The 16,921-nt window shown below is 50.3% G+C and carries 15 protein-coding genes; 9 read left to right on the plus strand and 6 right to left on the minus strand.

What is annotated here, in order from left to right; all coding sequences use genetic code 11:
* The first annotated feature begins 252 nt into the window (after positions 1 to 252).
* The 3 genes from NHAL_RS09705 (at position 253) to NHAL_RS09720 (ending at position 2,732) form a co-directional block, all read left to right on the plus strand.
* A complete protein-coding gene (locus tag NHAL_RS09705) occupies positions 253 to 690 on the plus strand; it encodes a hypothetical protein (RefSeq protein ID WP_013032971.1) in 438 nt (145 codons plus the stop codon).
* Positions 691 to 1,071: 381 nt separating this feature from the next.
* The gene (locus NHAL_RS09715; RefSeq protein WP_013032972.1) at positions 1,072 to 1,368 is read left to right on the plus strand and encodes an Rdx family protein; all 297 of its coding nucleotides are present in this window, start codon (positions 1,072 to 1,074) and stop codon (positions 1,366 to 1,368) included.
* Between the two features lie 224 nt (positions 1,369 to 1,592).
* Complete coding sequence (locus NHAL_RS09720; RefSeq protein ID WP_157862540.1) at positions 1,593 to 2,732, plus strand: IS4 family transposase; 1,140 nt, start codon at positions 1,593 to 1,595, stop codon at positions 2,730 to 2,732.
* A 69-nt stretch (positions 2,733 to 2,801) separates the two neighbouring features.
* Here NHAL_RS09720 and NHAL_RS09725 read toward each other — a convergent pair whose 3' ends face one another.
* Positions 2,802 to 3,092 (minus strand): hypothetical protein, encoded by a 291-nt coding sequence (locus tag NHAL_RS09725; protein WP_013032974.1) that lies wholly within the window; start codon positions 3,090 to 3,092, stop codon positions 2,802 to 2,804.
* Positions 3,093 to 3,214: 122 nt separating this feature from the next.
* Here NHAL_RS09725 and NHAL_RS09730 point away from each other — a divergent pair, with 122 nt between their 5' ends.
* Positions 3,215 to 3,511 (plus strand): hypothetical protein, encoded by a 297-nt coding sequence (locus tag NHAL_RS09730; protein ID WP_013032975.1) that lies wholly within the window; start codon positions 3,215 to 3,217, stop codon positions 3,509 to 3,511.
* 19 nt (positions 3,512 to 3,530) lie between these two features.
* Here the strand turns inward: NHAL_RS09730 and NHAL_RS09735 are convergent, their stop codons facing one another.
* Positions 3,531 to 4,676 (minus strand): DUF819 family protein, encoded by a 1,146-nt coding sequence (locus NHAL_RS09735; protein ID WP_013032976.1) that lies wholly within the window; start codon positions 4,674 to 4,676, stop codon positions 3,531 to 3,533.
* 97 nt (positions 4,677 to 4,773) lie between these two features.
* Between NHAL_RS09735 and NHAL_RS09740 the strand changes: the two genes are divergently transcribed.
* The 4 genes from NHAL_RS09740 to NHAL_RS09755 all read left to right on the plus strand — a co-directional run bounded on the left by NHAL_RS09740 (position 4,774) and on the right by NHAL_RS09755 (position 10,137).
* Complete coding sequence (locus NHAL_RS09740) at positions 4,774 to 6,204, plus strand: TldD/PmbA family protein (protein ID WP_013032977.1); 1,431 nt, start codon at positions 4,774 to 4,776, stop codon at positions 6,202 to 6,204.
* Positions 6,205 to 7,527 carry a metallopeptidase TldD-related protein gene (locus tag NHAL_RS09745; protein WP_013032978.1) on the plus strand — a complete coding sequence of 441 codons (1,323 nt, stop codon included), beginning with the start codon at positions 6,205 to 6,207 and terminating at the stop codon, positions 7,525 to 7,527. It begins immediately after the preceding gene.
* 176 nt (positions 7,528 to 7,703) lie between these two features.
* Positions 7,704 to 8,921 (plus strand): PhoPQ-activated pathogenicity-related family protein, encoded by a 1,218-nt coding sequence (locus NHAL_RS09750; protein WP_238985325.1) that lies wholly within the window; start codon positions 7,704 to 7,706, stop codon positions 8,919 to 8,921.
* Between the two features lie 28 nt (positions 8,922 to 8,949).
* Positions 8,950 to 10,137 (plus strand): ChaN family lipoprotein, encoded by a 1,188-nt coding sequence (locus NHAL_RS09755; protein WP_013032980.1) that lies wholly within the window; start codon positions 8,950 to 8,952, stop codon positions 10,135 to 10,137.
* A gap of 538 nt (positions 10,138 to 10,675) precedes the next feature.
* Here NHAL_RS09755 and NHAL_RS09760 read toward each other — a convergent pair.
* From NHAL_RS09760 to NHAL_RS09770, 3 genes are read right to left on the minus strand one after another with little or no spacing between them, the layout of a single operon-like run.
* Positions 10,676 to 11,251 carry a hypothetical protein gene (locus NHAL_RS09760; protein WP_013032981.1) on the minus strand — a complete coding sequence of 192 codons (576 nt, stop codon included), beginning with the start codon at positions 11,249 to 11,251 and terminating at the stop codon, positions 10,676 to 10,678.
* 7 nt (positions 11,252 to 11,258) lie between these two features.
* The gene (locus tag NHAL_RS09765) at positions 11,259 to 12,416 is read right to left on the minus strand and encodes a M48 family metalloprotease (protein ID WP_013032982.1); all 1,158 of its coding nucleotides are present in this window, start codon (positions 12,414 to 12,416) and stop codon (positions 11,259 to 11,261) included.
* Between the two features lie 36 nt (positions 12,417 to 12,452).
* The gene (locus tag NHAL_RS09770) at positions 12,453 to 13,259 is read right to left on the minus strand and encodes a hypothetical protein (RefSeq protein ID WP_013032983.1); all 807 of its coding nucleotides are present in this window, start codon (positions 13,257 to 13,259) and stop codon (positions 12,453 to 12,455) included.
* A gap of 181 nt (positions 13,260 to 13,440) precedes the next feature.
* Here NHAL_RS09770 and NHAL_RS09775 point away from each other — a divergent pair, with 181 nt between their 5' ends.
* The gene (locus NHAL_RS09775) at positions 13,441 to 13,884 is read left to right on the plus strand and encodes a YcgN family cysteine cluster protein (protein ID WP_013032984.1); all 444 of its coding nucleotides are present in this window, start codon (positions 13,441 to 13,443) and stop codon (positions 13,882 to 13,884) included.
* A 68-nt stretch (positions 13,885 to 13,952) separates the two neighbouring features.
* Here the strand turns inward: NHAL_RS09775 and NHAL_RS09780 are convergent, their stop codons facing one another.
* Entirely contained in the window at positions 13,953 to 16,625 is a 2,673-nt protein-coding gene (locus NHAL_RS09780; RefSeq protein WP_013032985.1) for a bifunctional acetate--CoA ligase family protein/GNAT family N-acetyltransferase, read from the minus strand.
* Between the last annotated feature and the right edge of the window lie 296 nt (positions 16,626 to 16,921).

The following is a 16,921-nucleotide window of genomic DNA, read 5'->3' on the forward strand; positions in this document are numbered from 1 at the left end:
AAAATTTTTCGGTGCTTGCCCAACAGGTTGCAGCTCCCGTGCCAAGTAGGTGATCGAGAAGGGGGTGGGTTGGTTAAGTTATGATTTAATAAAGATTATATCTTATTTCAAGATATTTCTTCCTCACTTAATGGAAGAGGGATGTTTAGAAAGTTGGTTTGATGGCAACAATAAAGGCGGGATGTTTGTTGAGTGGTAGCTTTTTAATGGGAGTGAATTTCATCGTTATACAGCAGGTCGACTAGACAAATCATGAAGAAACAAACACGGGAATTTCTCTTGAAGGAATACTCGCACTTACGGGGTGAGGTCTTGGAAACCTTGAAAGAGATACCCGCTAACGAGAAGTGGGCCTTAGTGACTAGCGGTGTGTTTTGGGCTTGGTTGGCGGCGTTTCCGGATCGCGGAAGCTTTATCCCTGCCGCCGCGTGGGTTCCTGTTGTGCTGACTTTTTTGCTGTTCCTTCGCTGGCGTGCCATAGAGAGAAAATTTGAAACATACAGGACATATCTATTACGGCTAGAAACTGCGTTCGAGTTAGAAGGGTTTGGCTGGGAGTACCATATCCAAAGTGCAGGAAAACATGAGTTTCGATATTACGGCTGGGGATTTTGGTGCCTTCTATTTGCTGGAAATGTCTTTCTCGCTATTTGGGCAAGCTGTCATGTCGAGGAGGCAGGTTTTGCCTAGTAGTATGCTCTAAGGCTGCTGTGGAGTTTTATCGTTGGTCTCGAAAACCATGAACATCATTTACGCTCACGACCTGAAGCTAGGGGCCTGGGTGTAGGGCACCTCTAAAAATCCAAAAACTCGGAGACTTTTTTCTCATAAGTAGTTGATTTAATGAGCACCAGAATTTTAAAAAAGCAATTTTTAGAGGTGCCCTGTAGGCAAACAGCTCGCTATGCGGCTTGTTGAAGAAGGGGTATGCCTAGGCTATTCTGCTATGTTGCTTGACACACTAGAAAGACTGAAAGCGGCTATAGTCCTCTATGAGTCGATTGGATTTGTCCCAACGAAGCCATACTACCAGAATCCACTTCCGGGTGTGCTGTATTGGAAGCTAGAGCTGTGAGGAAAAATAATAAAGTCGAAATTCGCTACTGCACTCAATGCCGTTGGCTGCTGCGGGCCGCTTGGATGGCCCAGGAGCTATTAACCACTTTCGATCAAGAAATTTCAGAACTAACGTTACGGCCCGTAACGGGTGGCGTTTTCGAGATACTGGCAAACGGCAAGCTCATTTGGTCACGGAAAGAAGCGGGGCGTTTTCCTGAAATTACCGAGCTCAAGCAACTGGTTCGAGACCAAATCGCTCCCGATAAGGATCTCGGCCATGCAGATAGGAAAGGTTCGCAATCCCATTGAGCTAGGGTTCGTGTGCTGCCCCTACATTACACGCTCCTACCCTTACATCAGATTTTCCCCTCATCTTCCCTTCTCCCGCTAGGGGCTGAGGTATAGACGGATAAAAGGGAATTGTTTAATTAAGAAACAAGTGGTTGCAAGAATAGAAGGAGTAGACAGGCACGGAGACATCTGATCTCATACGGGTCACGATTAAAAACCGAAGAGAGGTTGTTCCCGTGCCTGTGAAAAAGATCTTACACCGGATGTTGTCGGAGATCATGCATTTAAAACGCTTGTGGACGTTGGTGTTGTTGGTGGAGACGGTCTTGGAGACGAAGCGGTTATCGGTAACCCAACTGGGTCGGTCATTGAAGTTACCGATTCAAGAGCGCAGTGGGATACGGCGGTCGGACCGATTTATGGGGAATAAGTACGTCCAAGCCCAAAGCAAAGCGGTGTATGAGGCGTTAGTCAAGCAGCTGGTGGGAAACAAACGGCGGCCGTGGATACTGGTAGATTGGAGTCATCTACCGAACACAGACTTGTATGTATTGCGGGCAGCATTAGTGGCGCCGGGACGGGCGTTGACCCTGTATGAGACGGTCCATGCGCAATCGCAGCAGGGGAATGAGCGCGTGCAGCGAGCTTTTTTAAAGACGCTCAAGGCGTTGTTACCGGCGGCGAGTCGGCCCGTGATTATCACGGACGCCGGATTTCATAACCCCTGGTTTAAGCAAATTGTGAGTTATGGCTGGGATTACGTAGGCCGGATCCGGGGGCGAAAATCCTACCGACCGGTGGGGGAGCGGGAATGGCGGCCCTGCCGAGAATTATGGGCGCAAGCCAGTGGCCGAGCGAAGGCACTCGGAGCGGTAGAGATGTGTCGTAAGAACCCGTTAAAGAGTAGGTTCTATTTGTTCAAAGGAAAAGCCCGGGGTCGGCATGGCAAGTCGATAGCCGAATACCGTCTGGCGGCGAAGGAGCCGTGGTTGTTGGCCAGCTCCTTGTGCGGTCGTCAATCGGCCAAGCGCGTGGTGAAACTCTATCGTACGCGGATGCAGATTGAAGAAGGGTTCCGGGATTTGAAAAGTCCAGCCTATGGCTTCAGTTTTAATCTGGCCTATAGTCGTGACCCGCACCGCATTGAGGTGTTGCTGTTGATTGCGGCTTTGGCAGGCATGGTGGCCTGGGCCGTGGGTTGGCTGACAGAGCGGCAACAATTACATTATCAGTTTCAGGCCAATTCGATAAAACATCGGCGCGTGCTCTCTCTATTCTATCTAGGCTGCCAAGTAATTCGACGAAAAGTAGGGGTAATCGTAAGTGAACAAAGTCTCCGTGAGGTTTTCGATGCTATCGAAAATGAAGGATGCCCCCCATGAAACAGGGCTGTTTATGCGTCTATCCTACAGCGCTAGGGGAGAAGGGAGGGAAGGGAACACTGAAGGGGATTAGACGATAAACCCGCCTACATTTACATTGTTCTGAGCATGTTGGTTCTGGGTGTTGGTGTTGTGCACATTAGCGACCCCGAAGTTAGCCACGTTATTGCCCACGGCATTTTCAAGGCCCTGGAACTGAGAAATCGCCTGAGTGGGATTTACCTGGGTGAACCAATCCCCCATGGGTCCCCAGTAAAGGCTCCGGCTCTCAAAGGCCCGCATACCGCCGCGGACGGAAGTCATAGCAGTAGGGTCGAGGGTTTTGCTCTCGGCCAAGTCAGCGATAACGAGTTTGCTCATGGGTGTGTTCTCCTTTAAATTGAAAGTTGGGTTGTTCATTAAGCTTTAAATAAAGATGGCATTTTTTCAGTATTCAGTAAAAATCTATAAAAATCATAGTTCGGTTAAAGGGGGATCAGGTAATGGCATTTAGTGAAGCGTTGGTTCAAGCAGTGTGGGAACAGAAAAGTCGAGTCGTTTCCGATCAGGACCCCAATCTGTGGCGAAAGGATGAATGTGGCGCCTGGGTACGGCGCGACCACTATGGAAATCGCGATTCAGAATTTGGCTGGGAGATTGATTACATCACTCCGGGGGGGCCCGAGGAGCCCGCTAACCTCCGGGTGTTGCAATGGGAAAACTATGTCGCCGGTGGGGTCGGCCATGTGGTGTGTAAAATTACTGCCGATAGGGGTGGGATAAAAAATAGGCCGGCTTAAACGGGTACCGTTTTGGAAGCTAGGGTTTTAACCCGGATCCCAAGGCCACCCCGATAAAGGTGGCAGTGGCATAGCCCAGGGTGCCGCAAAGGATCGCTGGAATGACCAAAGGGTCCCAACGGCGGGCTGCCGCCATTGCAACGGCGGTTGTCGGGCCTCCCATGTTGGCATTGGAGGCGACCACCATTTCCGGCAGGCTGAGTTTGAAGAGTTTGCCGCCAATCAAAAGGGTCATCAGGTGGATGGCAAGAATCAGTCCTGCAAACCCAAATAACACCGGCCCCACCGTTAAAACGACGGTGATGTTGGCACTGGCGCCAATGGCGGCAAAGAAAACCTGCATGAGTATAAGGCCCAGTTCATGGGCACCTTCCAATTTTGCCATCTGGCGGGGAAGCAAGGTCGCCAGCGTAACGGTGAGGGCGGTCAGGATGAGGATGCCGCTACCCGACCCACCCAGTTCTGCTTCCAAGGTAAAGCTAATGGCGCAGATTAGGCTGCTAAGAGCAAGCCCAGTGATGAGGGAGGAGAGATGCAGGCGGGGGGGCGGGGGAGGCTCCAAAGTCAATGCACCCTCTAGGGAGGAGGTGTCCCTGAGGAGAGGGGTCGGATACCATGTCTGGAGCCAACGAAGCGAGGGCAACGTAAATAGCAGCAGGAAATAGAGAGTCATCATCAGATTGTCGGCTGCGATACCGGCGGTGAGCAAGTCACCGGTACGTAATCCTACCGCCTCGGCGGCTCCCATGTAGTTCATTGAGCCGCCAATATAAGTGGCGCTGAAAATAGCCGCCAGTTGCCAACCCTGTTCCCCTAAGGGAATCAAATGAAAGGCGGCGATGGTGCCCATCACTGTGCCTAAGGCGCCCAGGGCAAAGGCTATTAGGGTCGCCCCGGATTCATGGACGATACGGCGTAGATCGGCGGAAAACAGCAGCAAGGGAATAGCAAGTGGCACCAGGTAGGTCCAGACGGTGTCGTAAACGGGGGCAGCCGCCGGGATGACCCTTAAATTGGATAGGGCAAAGGTCGTGAGCAAGGTAATGACCGCCCCGGAGAACCGGGCTCCGAGAGCCGTGCGTTCTCCCCAGGTGCCCAGGGCAGCGGCAGTGAGCAGGATAGCCCAAAGGGCCCAGGTATTATCCGCTGTGATTAGGGCATCCATCCAGTGACTGTTCTAAGCTTGTCTAACGAAATCATTTTTGTAACTACTGTAAAGAAATTCTCTTGATGCTACAAACCGATCTTGACGCCTACATGCCATGCTGGAGTTGATTGCAAAGCGATTTAAAAGCGTTCCCTCTCCGGTTGATTTTTGGTCCCTGCGCCTAGTGGAGGATCGGCATCAGCGGTTGGGGGTGCGGCAGGACGTGTTGCAGCCCATCACTCACCGCCATGGCCTAGGCGCTTGTATTACCGTCATGGACCAAGGGGGCCTGGGTTATGCCGCGACCAGCGATCTCAGCGCCACCGGGTTAGCGGAAGCCTTTCGGCGCGCCACGGCCTGGGCAAAACGCACGGCTAACACCCGTCTTTTATCTCCTGAGCATATCATTTGGCCCCCTCAATCCGGGCAGTACCGCACGCCGGTAGAGCAATCCTGGGAATCCTTGAACTTGGGTGCCAAAATCGAGTTGTTGCAGGACACCTGCCGGCGTTTGAAAATCACGGATGCTATCGTGGATTGGTCGGCCGCCCTCAGTTACCGAGCCAGTGAAGTATTGTTCCTCACCAGTGCCGGGGCTGAAATCACCCAGTCTTTTTATTACCTGATGCCTGAGCTTAGAGCGGTAGCCAATGCGGGCAGTGAGACCCAGATTCGAAGTTATGGCGATGACCATGCCCGCCAGGGAGGATTGGAACATCTTGACCGCTTAGGGTTTTTTAACGCCCCCAAGCGGGTGGCGGAAGAGGCGTTGCAATTACTCCTGGCGCCGAACTGCCCCTCTGGCCGGATGGAGCTACTGCTGTTGCCCGAGCAGATGATGCTGCAGATCCATGAGAGTATCGGGCATCCGCTGGAGCTGGATCGGATTCTTGGGGATGAGCGCAACTATGCCGGAAGCAGTTTTGTGACCCTGGATATGTTTGGAACCTATCCCTATGGCTCAGCACTGTTGAATGTGACCTTCGACCCTCGCTGCGCCACCCAGTTGGCAAGCTACCGGTTCGATGACGAGGGAAGCCTGGCCGAACGTGCCTATGTGATTAAGAAGGGTATTTTGAAGCGCCCCCTAGGGGGGTTGATATCCCAGAACCGTGCTAACCTGTCAGGGGTGGCGAATGCCCGGGCTTGTGATTGGAATCGGCCGCCCATCGACCGCATGGCCAATCTCAATCTAGAACCGGGTGACAGCACCCTGGAGCAGCTGATTAGCCAGGTCGAGTATGGGGTACTTATGGACACGAACCGTTCCTGGTCCATTGATGATAGCCGTAATAAGTTCCAGTTTGGCTGTGAATATGGTCGTTTGATCCGTAATGGTGAACTTGGAGAAGTGGTCAAGAACCCTAATTATCGTGGCATTTCCGCCACCTTTTGGCGCGCTCTCTCGGGGGTGGGGGATGTCGGTACCGTTGAGCTGATGGGAACACTCAATTGTGGCAAGGGGGAACCTAACCAGGCCATCTACGTGGGCCATGCCTCTCCCGCCTGCCTATTCACTGCTGTGGATGTCTTTGGGGGAGTCTGAATGCCTCTGCGGGAGTTTTTTTACACTCTGGCCGATACCTTGACGGCTAGTCTGCATTCGGGGGAGGTGTTGACGCTTTACTTCGAGGCAGAAGACTCTGATTTTATTCGTTTTAACCGGAACCAGGTACGCCAAGCGGGCAGTGCTCAGCAATTAGAACTCTCCTTGGATCTAATCGCGGGCTATCGTCATGCCACCGGACGTTGTCATTTGGTGGGAGATTTGAAGCATGATCTGCCGCCCATTCAATCCCTCCTTTCGGTTTTGCGTGAGCAGCGCCCCTTTATCCCTGAAGATCCTTATCTCTTTTATGCTACCGGAGGGTACAATACCGAGACCATGGAGGAAAATGACCTTCCCCTGATGGAGGTGGTCCTCAAGGATGTTGCGACTGCCGCCGCCGGCTTGGATCTGGTGGGGCTCTGGGCCGGCGGTCGATTGTATCGAGGGTTTGCCAATTCGCTGGGTCAACGCAACTGGTATTCCACGAGTAATTTCAATTTCGATTGGAGCTGTTACCATTGTGGCGATAGGGCTGTCAAATCCCAGTATGCCGGAACCGAATGGGACTCCGCCCATTTAGAGCAGAAAATGCAAGGAGTGCGTGAGCAGTTGGATCTACTCCACCGTCCGGCTAAGGTGCTCACTCCAGGACGGTATCGGGTGTATCTTGCCCCCACGGCGTTGATGGAAATTTTCTCCTTACTGGGTTGGAGCGGGTTCGGCTTAAAAAACCATCGAACCCAACAAACTCCGCTCCTGAAAATGGCCCAGGGCAAAAGGCTGCTCCATCCTCTGGTAAACTTGAGCGAGTACCCTCGGGGCGGTGTTGTCCCTTGCTTTACAGAAGCGGGCTTTCAGAAGCCGGAGCAGGTTCGACTCATTACCCAGGGTGCATACCAGGATTGCCTGGTCTCACCCCGTAGCAGCAAGGAATATGGTATTCCGGTGAATGCCGGCAGCGAAATCCCCCAGTCCTTGGATTTAGCTCCCGGCAGATTAAGGATGGATGAAGTCTGCGAGAACTTAGAGAAGGGTATCTATATCAATAATCTATGGTATAGCAATTTTTCTGATCTTAACGAGGCCCGAATTACGGGCATGACCCGTTATGCTTGTTTTTGGGTGGAGGGGGACCAACCCCAAGCACCTATCAACGTTATGCGCTTCGATGAAAGTTGGTATCAAATGTTTGGTGAGAATCTGTTGGGGCTTACCGCAGAGCGGGAATTTCTCCTGGATCCGAATACCTACGAGCGCCGTTCCTTATCGAGTTTTCGGCTTCCTGGGGCACTAGTTGATCAATTTACATTGACCCTCTAGGTGGAGGGCGAACAAAACTTTTGTGGTGTCATTTTTTGATGCTAGGTTTAAAGGATATTAAAGGCCTTAAAACGATGTTATTTCCCCCTTTTTCCTTACCTTCAAAGGCAATTTTTTTAGCGATGTCGCTATTTTTGGCAATAAAACCAGCTTTTGCAGGTGCACTTGAAGATTATGTGAACCAGCCCGATCCCCATTACAATTGGAAACTGACGGAAAAGAAGCAAGACTCTTGGGGAACACTGGCCCACCTGGAATTGGTTTCTCAACATTGGCGTAATCAGTTCTGGAGCCATCATCTGATGGTGGCGCGGCCTAATGAAGTCCGAAATCCTGAAATTGGTCTTCTCCTGATTGCCGGTGAGGGTGATGGTGAGAGATACCTAGAGCGGTTGAAAATGATGGCTCAACAGGCTGGCGCGGTGGCTGCCGTCATCACCCAAGTTCCTAACCAACCCCTTTATAATGGACTCAAAGAAGACGCCTTAATTGCCTTTACCCTGGTTCAATTTTTAAAAACCGGCGATAAAACTTGGCCTTTACTATTTCCCATGGTAAAGAGCGCCGTCCGGGGTATGGATACCGTGCAGTCTTTTGTCCAACAGGCATTTCAGCAGCAGATTGAAGGATTTGTGGTGGCGGGCGCCTCCAAGCGGGGATGGACTACTTGGTTGACGGGCGCGCTAGATCCGCGGATAAAAGGGATGGCCCCCATGGTCATTGATATGCTGAATATGGAGCAGCAATTGCGTTGGAGTGCAAAAGTCTACGGTAGGCAAAGCGAAGAAATTAGCGATTATACCGAGCTCAATCTCCACCAAAATCAAGATGATCCAGCCATGGTAAAACTGCGCAGTTGGATCGATCCCTATGAATACCGGTTGCGTTACACTATGCCTAAGCTCTTGTTGCTTGGCACCAATGACCCCTATTGGGTGGTGGACTCGTTACGGCACTATTGGAATGAGTTGCCGGCACCCAAATTGGTTTTTCAAACCCCCAATGCGGGACATCACTTAGGGGGGGGAGAAGAAGCCATGCAGACCCTGGCTGCTTTTTTCCAAATGATTGCGGATGGCGAGGAGTTGCCGAAGATGGAATGGAAACTACAACCGGGGGCTGCTGGAGAGGCGAGTGTTAAAGTGTCTGGCGATCAAACCGCTCGGGCGATCCGGCTTTGGACAGCCACTTCAGCGGATCGGGATTTTCGTGATGAGCGTTGGTCAAGCCGAAATCTAAAAATCCTGCCTGGTAGCAGCTATGCGGCAGCCCAGGTGGATATTCCAAAGCAGGGGTATCGCGCCTACCTGTTTGAAGTAGAGATGACCACCTCGGCAGGACATCGGTATAAACTTTCTACAGAAGCCCGAGTCCTACCAGATGATATTAAATAAACGATTCTATTAAGGTGGATTTCCATAGATGCAAAATCAAGTAACTACCCCTATTTTCTTGCTGCTGTTGTTCATTGTCTTATTCCCTCCACTGGTGCAATCTTCGCCTAGGGAAGGTGTCGTAGAGGGGGAAGTCAAAGAGAGGGAAGTTCCAGAAACCACTAAAATTGAGCCCTCCACCAAGGCGGTAAATTTGGGGCAGTTGCTGGATTTGGACGGTCTTATCCCCGAGTTGTCACGTTATCAGGTTGTCTTTGTGGGGGAGCAACATCCCCGTTTTGATCACCACTTGAATCAGCTTGCCATCATTCGTGGCCTTCACGCCATACATCCAGAATTGGTGATTGGGGTTGAGTTTTTTCAGCAACCGTTTCAGCCTTATCTGGATCAATACATTGCGGGTGAATTAGGTGTAGGGGAGTTTTTAGATAAAACCGAATATTATGATCGTTGGATCTATGATTTCCGCTTGTATGCCCCGATTCTTGAGTTTGCCCAAGAGAATAACATTCCAATACTGGCCCTCAATGTTCCCACGGAGCTCATTCAAAAGGTGGGCCGGGAAGGCCTAGAGGGGCTTTCTAAAGAGGAAAGGGCGCAGCTTCCCGCCGATATTGACCGCTCCAATGCAGACTACCGTGAGCGCCTGAAAAAAGTGTTCGAAAATCATCCCCAGCATTTTGGGACTTTCGATACTTTTTATGAAGCTCAATTGGTGTGGGATGAGTCCATGGCGGAGGGGGCGACCCACTATTTAAAGGACCATCCTGATACTCACATGGTGATCCTTGCAGGCAATGGCCATTTAGCCTATGGCGTGGGTATCCCCCAGCGCTTCAGTCGGCGCCTCGACACGGTGAGTGTGGCTATCGTGCTGAATGATTGGGAGGGCCTTATTGAACCGGAAATTGCGGATTATTTATTGCTCTCCGAGAAAAAAGAACTACCAAATGCGGGCTTTTTGGGGGTGATGCTTAAGGAATCCGACGGAAAACTTAAAATCCAGACTTTTTCTGAGACTAGCGCAGCTAAGGCGGCTGGAATTAAAGAGAAAGATGAACTCCTTGCTTTGAACGGTCATCCTGTTGCCGATATGTCTGATGTAAAGGAAATCATGTGGGACAAAAAACCCGGCGATGAGGTGATTGTCAAGGTGCGCCGTAGCGCTTTTTTCGGTGAGGATAAGGAACTAGAGGTTAAAGTAGAGCTACGGTAATTGCTCTGTTAAGAATTTTTTTAGGAATGACCAGAGAGAAGAACTGGGAAATCGGAGCCAAATATCCGATTTTCCTAAGGTCCGATTTTATGGTTAAGAGGTTGTTAAAAAACCTTGCTTCCAGCGAAGAGTGGATCAGGGCCGAAGGATGGTCTCACCCTCAAGCCCTTAAAATTTGGTGGGTACGGCGCTAATGCGCCTTAACCCACCCTACTTAACCGGTGTCTTACTTTAACAGATGCATAATGGCCGGCGATAGAAAGATCAGGAGGCTAAGGAGGGCCACCACCGTCGCGAGAAGAATCCATTTATTGTTCATACAAAAGAAGATAATTTCGACGTACTGTTGTTACTTAATAAAATTTGGCCTAGTAGATTTGACGGGTTCTTGTTCATCACAGTCCGTTAACCATATCTGCAGAGAGTGTGATTTAGAAGACCGTATCCCAAAAAATAGCTTATTTTTTTCGGGATCGCAAGGGTGATCGTTCCTTCCTTCGATAGAAGCCGCTGTCCAAGAAACTCGTCTAGCTATTTTTTAGTTTTTTTCCAGAGAGAGGCGGATAGACTTTATTATTTTATTAACCTCATCTAGGTATTTGGAAAAGTAATGCTGGCGTGTGCCAATGTAAAGTATTAAATATAATTTATTTTCAATAATGGTGCCGGTGACAAGGCCTTGCCCCTCAAGGCCATCTTGATAAAGAAAATCAAAATCAAAGCGAAATCCCTTTAGGGAACCAAATATCTCTGGTCTGAGATGGTGGGGTTGCAGTTGTGTATATCCTGTACGCGCTAAGCTATCAATGATCAATTCCATAATCTCATTGGCCGTCATATCGGGGTCGAACTTTGGCCATTTTTCCTCTTCATTGGTGGCCACTAATGTCTCGTCAGGATCGATTCCCTTAACAAAATAAATGGCTTCCAGAGAGGGTCCGTCAACTGTCCAAATCTCAATGTTCCTTCGATAAAATCGGCTCCATTTTATTTGGGGATCGACGGTATAAATTTCTCCAACCTGGGTTCTATCGGGCCCGGCGATAGGGGAGGTAGTTCCACACCCCATAATAAAAAAAATAAAAAAAGCAAGAGTGACAGCAAGATAAGCCATGGCAACTTTACTCAAGTTCCTGAAGATAGGCGCGGATCATCTCCCGGTCTTCGGCCTCTGGTTTCATTTCAAGATACTGTTGCAGGTAAATTCGCGCTTGTTGGTTTTCATCTCTTTTCAAAGACAATAACCCCAGTTCCCGATAGGTCTCTACAGGGGTATCGGGGTAATTTAAGGCTTTGGCGTAAGCTTGTTCGGCTTTTTCTTCATCTCCCTCTTTATCCCGAAGGCGGTAAAGTTCACCTTGAAAATAATAGAGTTCTCCCTGCCTATGTTTTGTTTCTAATAGATGATTGAGTACAATTTGGGTACGCGCAAAACGGCGTTGTTGTAGTTCATCGTCGAGGAGAGTTTCCAGCCAGGGGTCAATAGCGGCACGATAAGGTTTCTCACCAATGATTCCAGGATCTGCCTTTCTCCCTAAGCGTTCAAGATTTTTAATCCGTTCTTCAGTGGGCGGGTGAGTAGAAAAGAAGACCCAAGGTGTTGGTTCGTCGGCGGCGTCTCGTTCTTCGAGCAATATCCTCCAGAGCTTGGCGGCCTCTCGGGGTTCATAACCGGCCTTCGTTGTCAATTCAAACCCCAGTTGGTCGGCTTCCCATTCGGCATCGCGGGAAAATTCAAACAGGCTGCCTAGGGTAGCTAGCTGTGCTACGTTATAGGCATAGCCCGGAATACCAATAATGGCGCTCAATAGATTGAAATAGGCGAATAAGGAGGATTTGCGTCGTGTATCTTGCCATATTTGCAGTGAATGCCGGCGGAGAAAATGGCCTATTTCATGCCCTAGTACATAGGCAACCTGCGCTTCATTGGTGGCCCGTAGCAGCAACCCGGTCCAGACTTGCATCATGCCGTTGGGGGCCATGGAGGCATTAAATTCCGGGATACGGAGGATATAGACCCGGATATCACCACAATGGGGCCCGGCAATTTTACACACAGTATCTTTAATATATTCATTTAATGCGGGATCCCTGACTCGTAAGCCAGAAGTCTTGAGGTTTTGCTCAAATTTTTCCATTTGCATCCATAATCCCGCTTCGGCAGTCTCCACGGGAGGTTCATGCCCAGGGCGGAGGTCGGGAAGCTCTTCACGAGGGGCGGGTGAGGTGCAGGCAACGCACCCGACAAGCAAAAGCAGAAGGATAGGCATTTTGGGCATAGTTTGATAGCGCTTCTCCCCAGGAAGTCCCCCACTTCAATTGGGGGTGGTTGACAGGGGTAGATCGGTGAGTAAGTGGTGAATAACGGTTTGAGCGTCTCCGGCATTGCGGAGATCTCCCGTATAGCTCACGAAGCGGTTGAACCATTCAATATCGCCGTCGTTGAGATCAACTAATGAGGCAATGCCTTGCTGGACGCTGCCAGGATGAATGGGAAAAAGAAATAGTACGGAAAACAGGAAGCTAATCACATTGCGCTCAGCACTGGTATAAGTATCGTGGATAAAAATAAAAAGTGCATAATCGGCATCAAAATCTTCTCCTAGTGCTTTAACTCCTTCCCCTAGAGTCCAATCAAATTTTCCCTCTTTGGTAGGAAGATTGGACTGTTTATTATATTTATAGTTAAGAATGGTCTTAGTGATCGCCTGGTGAAGCTTTATTAATTGATGGTGATGGTGCGCCTTTTGGGGAGAGTGTGCAGGAGGATTATAGGGCACCAGTATGGCATTCTTGGCAGATAAAAATGCTTTTAATGCCAAAGTAAGGTGTTGTTGCGCGGCTTGAGTCCAATCTGCTCGGGGTTCTACCAGACCGCCGACGGTTAATTCCCCCAGTTCAACCTCCAGAGGCATGAGGAGCACCCGGATGGGTTCGGTCGGTTGTTCCAAAACCTCATTTTTCCGCAGCACTTGGGTTTGGGTGCAGCCTCCCAAGACAATAAACCCAAGAAAAAAAAGAGATATCCAATTAAAGCGGTTCGTTGCCTGCGGGACGGCATCCGCACCTTGAGAGGGCCAAATTAAAAAGGGAGGCAGTAATGATCTACAGTATATCGACATGAAATACCCTAGAAGCAAAAAATATGCCTTTAAGAAAGGCTAAATTAGCAGGTTATCCCTCTCCGGTGAGCATCACCTCAGGCTAGCGGATACTATGAATAGTCGATGGTTCTTGTTTATCATAGTCACCCATTAGCTCGGTAGCCAACAAGGATAGGGACAAACCTTACGGGAAAATACGATGATTGAGCCTGAATTCTGGAAATATAAGACTTTGCAAGCCATGTCCGCGGAGGAATGGGAGGCATTGTGTGATGGTTGCGGTAAATGTTGTCTGTATAAGTTAGAAGATGCAGAGACTGGAGAGATCTTCTATACGGATGTGGCTTGTCGACTCTTGGATCTGCATAGTTGCCGCTGCACGGATTACCAGCATCGTGCTCAGAAGGTATCAGATTGTCTAAGCTTGCGGGAGGAGTTAACAGAGGCGTTGAAGTGGCTGCCTTCCACCTGCGCTTATCGTCTGATAGGCGAGGGCAAAGAACTATTTGATTGGCATCCCTTGATTTCCGGTGATCCGGAAACCGTACACCAGGCTGGTATGTCAGCACGGGGGCGGACAGTTCTAGAATTCCAAGTTCGGGACTTGGAGGATCATGTGGTGGATTGGCCTGCTAAGGATTAAAAACTTTTGGAAAACTCCTTTTGAGCTATTTCTGGGGGAAAGGGTAAAGAGTCCCTCCCGCCATGTCCCTATAGCCGGCGATAGACCCGCATGAGCGCAGGATCTTCAGGATGGGGTGCGATAGTGAAATGCAATGATCGGCATAAGCTTAGCATACGGTAGTTATTCTCTAAGACATCCCCTTCCATGATTTCTAGACCCCGCTCTCGCGCTACATCCATGAGCGCTTCCATCAATCTATGGGCAATCCCTTTATGTTGCCAAGCATCGGCGACGACGAGGGCAAATTCACAACTCGTTCCATTAGGGTGGGTAATATAACGGGCCACGGCCACTTCTTCTTCTTGTTCGGTCACCACGATCAAGGCCATTTCACGGTCATAATCAATTTGCGTAAAACGGGCCAGCAAGGCGGGGGGAAGTTCCTTTAAAGCCTGCATAAATCGAAACATTCGTGCCTCCGCGGAGAGCCCACGGACAAAACGCTGTTCTATTTCCGCATCCTCGGGGCGAATGGGGCGGATCATGATTTCTGTGCCGTCGGGTAATTGCCAGCGCTGGACAAGATGATGGGGGTAGGGGTGGATCGCCATATGGGCGTAAGGAGTCATGGCCGGCGGCGGATAATCGAAGGTTATCCGGGCATCTACAGCCACCGCATCACATTCATCCACAATGAGGGGATTAATGTCCATTTCCTTAAGCCAGGGAAGCTCACAGACCATTTCAGAAACGCGTAGCAGAATTTGCTCAATGGCTTCCATGTTGGTCGCGGGTAAATTACGGAAGGGACCTAGCAGACGGGAGATACGGGTGCCGGCAATCATACTTTGCACCAAACTTCGGTTGAGCGGAGGAAGGGCCACAACCCGATCGCTGAGTATTTCCACCGTAGTGCCGCCGGCGCCAAAAGTAATTGCAGGGCCAAAGATGGGATCCCGAATAATGCCGATCATCAATTCCCGTCCATTGGGCTTGATACACATGGGCTCAATAGTGACCCCTTCAATAGGGGCGTCGGGTCTATGATTTTTGACGCTATTGATAAGGTCTTGATAGGCGCGCCGCACCGCTTGCCCATTATCCAGGTGAAGCCGAACCCCATCCACGTCACTTTTATGGGTGATCTGGGCAGAGGCGATTTTCATGGCCACGGGATAACCAATTTCTTGCGCCAAAACCAATGCTTCATTGGGAGAGCGGGCCATCATGCAAGTGGCAACGGGAATACGGAAGGCCCGTAACACAGCTCTTGCCTCCATGGTGCTGAGTTCTTTTCGATGCTCAGCAAGGGCATTTTCGATGATAAGCTGCGCTCCGCTGGCATCTGGGAGTTCACGACGGGATAAGGGCCCCGGTGTTTGCAGTAATTGCAGTTGATTGCGATGATATTCGGCGAGAAAAGCAAAGGCTTCTACGGCAGCTTCTGGGGTTTGAAACCATGGAATCTGGGCTTTACTAAAGGCCTCGCGAGCGTAAGCCACCTGAGTTTCCCCCATCCAACAAGCGAGAATGGGTTTGCTTCTATCCTCTGAAGCGAGCTTAATGAGGGTTTCGGCGACCTCTTGGGGATGGGTCATGGCTTGGGGGGTCAAAATGACTAAAAGGGTATCCACATGATCATCCTGCAAACACAGGGTAATGGCTTCTCGGTAGCGTTCCGCTGAAGCATCCCCGATGACATCCACGGGATTGGCGTGAGACCACGTAGGGGGGAGGGCTTTATTTAACTTTTCTGTGGTTGAAGGGGTTAAACGTGCCAGTGGTATGCCCAGGTCCTCAGCCCGATCGGCGGCTAACACCCCAGGGCCTCCGCCGTTGGTGATGATAGCGAGTTGGTTGCCTCGGGTGCGGTAACCTGAGGCCAAAGTCCTGGCAATAGAAAATAATTGCACCACGGTGGTGGCCCGTACTACACCTGCGCGCCGTAAGGCGGCGTCAAAGACATCATCGGCTCCTACCAGTGCTCCAGTGTGAGAAGCTGCGGCTTGGGAGCCTCCTGCGTGCCGACCCACTTTTACCGCAATAACGGGTTTTACCCGGGCAGCGGCGCGGAGCGCGCTCATGAACCCCCGGGCATGATGAATCCCTTCTATATAAAGAAGAATGCTTTCGGTGTGATGATCCAAGACTAAATAATCCAAGATTTCACCGAAATCTAAGTCGGCAGAAATACCTGTAGAGATCACCGAGGAGAAGCCGATTTTGTTATAAGTCGCCCAGTCTAAAATTGCCGTGCATAGAGCTCCGGATTGGGATACCAGGGCTAACTTGCCGGGAAGCGCCATACCTTTATTGAAAGTGGCATTGAGGCCAAGAGGGGGGCGCATAATACCGAGACAATTAGGACCCAACAGTCGAACTCCATAATTCTGCGCTTGGAATAGGAGTTTTTCCTCCAGCTCCCTACCCATAGGACCCATTTCCCGAAAACCTGCGGAAATGATAATGGCCGCCCCCACGCCATGTTTGCCACAGGCTTCAATAATGTCAGGAACTGTGGTTGCGGGGGTGGTGATAACTGCAAGGTCAATGGGTTTTCCTAAGGCTTCCAATGAGGGGTAAGCGGGTTTTCCTTGGACTGTTTCCCGCTTGGGGTTAATGGCGTGGATTTCACCCTGGAACCCGGCCTCCAGCATGTTTTTAAATACTGTCATACCCACGGAGTTAGGGCGATCACTGGCGCCGAAGACCGCAACGGATTGGGGTTCAAATAATGAATGTAAAAAATGGGTGGTCATGGTTCTTCTGAGCTTTGCCGACAATGAGGACCCTGATTGATTTTATAGGTGTTGATGGGTGGGTGTGCAAGGAAACCTTTTCTTGGCAACTTTTAACGCTTCTGTGAGGGAGGGGTAGGTCAAATTGATAAGTATCTCAGTAAAAGTTTTGAAGTATTCCTGGAGCGAGCCAGGGGACAGGGAAGTCCCCGCAAACCCTTTTTTCAGGGAGGAAAAACGGGTTTGCGGAACACCACCAGCTCGCTCCTAAAACACCTCATATTTTATTCATAGGTGCTTATGGATGGATAGGGTGT

Origin of the sequence: Nitrosococcus halophilus Nc 4, from assembly GCF_000024725.1 — a bacterium.
Classification (GTDB): domain Bacteria; phylum Pseudomonadota; class Gammaproteobacteria; order Nitrosococcales; family Nitrosococcaceae; genus Nitrosococcus; species Nitrosococcus halophilus.

Coding starts and splice junctions, on each gene's coding strand:
- NHAL_RS09705 (WP_013032971.1), top strand. CDS start 253: ATGAAGAAACAAACACGGGAATTTCTCTTGAAGGAATACTCGCACTTA.
- NHAL_RS09725 (WP_013032974.1), bottom strand. CDS start 3,092: ATGAGCAAACTCGTTATCGCTGACTTGGCCGAGAGCAAAACCCTCGAC.
- NHAL_RS09730 (WP_013032975.1), top strand. CDS start 3,215: ATGGCATTTAGTGAAGCGTTGGTTCAAGCAGTGTGGGAACAGAAAAGT.
- NHAL_RS09735 (WP_013032976.1), bottom strand. CDS start 4,676: ATGGATGCCCTAATCACAGCGGATAATACCTGGGCCCTTTGGGCTATC.
- NHAL_RS09740 (WP_013032977.1), top strand. CDS start 4,774: ATGCTGGAGTTGATTGCAAAGCGATTTAAAAGCGTTCCCTCTCCGGTT.
- NHAL_RS09745 (WP_013032978.1), top strand. CDS start 6,205: ATGCCTCTGCGGGAGTTTTTTTACACTCTGGCCGATACCTTGACGGCT.
- NHAL_RS09755 (WP_013032980.1), top strand. CDS start 8,950: ATGCAAAATCAAGTAACTACCCCTATTTTCTTGCTGCTGTTGTTCATT.
- NHAL_RS09760 (WP_013032981.1), bottom strand. CDS start 11,251: ATGGCTTATCTTGCTGTCACTCTTGCTTTTTTTATTTTTTTTATTATG.
- NHAL_RS09765 (WP_013032982.1), bottom strand. CDS start 12,416: ATGCCCAAAATGCCTATCCTTCTGCTTTTGCTTGTCGGGTGCGTTGCC.
- NHAL_RS09770 (WP_013032983.1), bottom strand. CDS start 13,259: ATGTCGATATACTGTAGATCATTACTGCCTCCCTTTTTAATTTGGCCC.
- NHAL_RS09775 (WP_013032984.1), top strand. CDS start 13,441: ATGATTGAGCCTGAATTCTGGAAATATAAGACTTTGCAAGCCATGTCC.
- NHAL_RS09780 (WP_013032985.1), bottom strand. CDS start 16,625: ATGACCACCCATTTTTTACATTCATTATTTGAACCCCAATCCGTTGCG.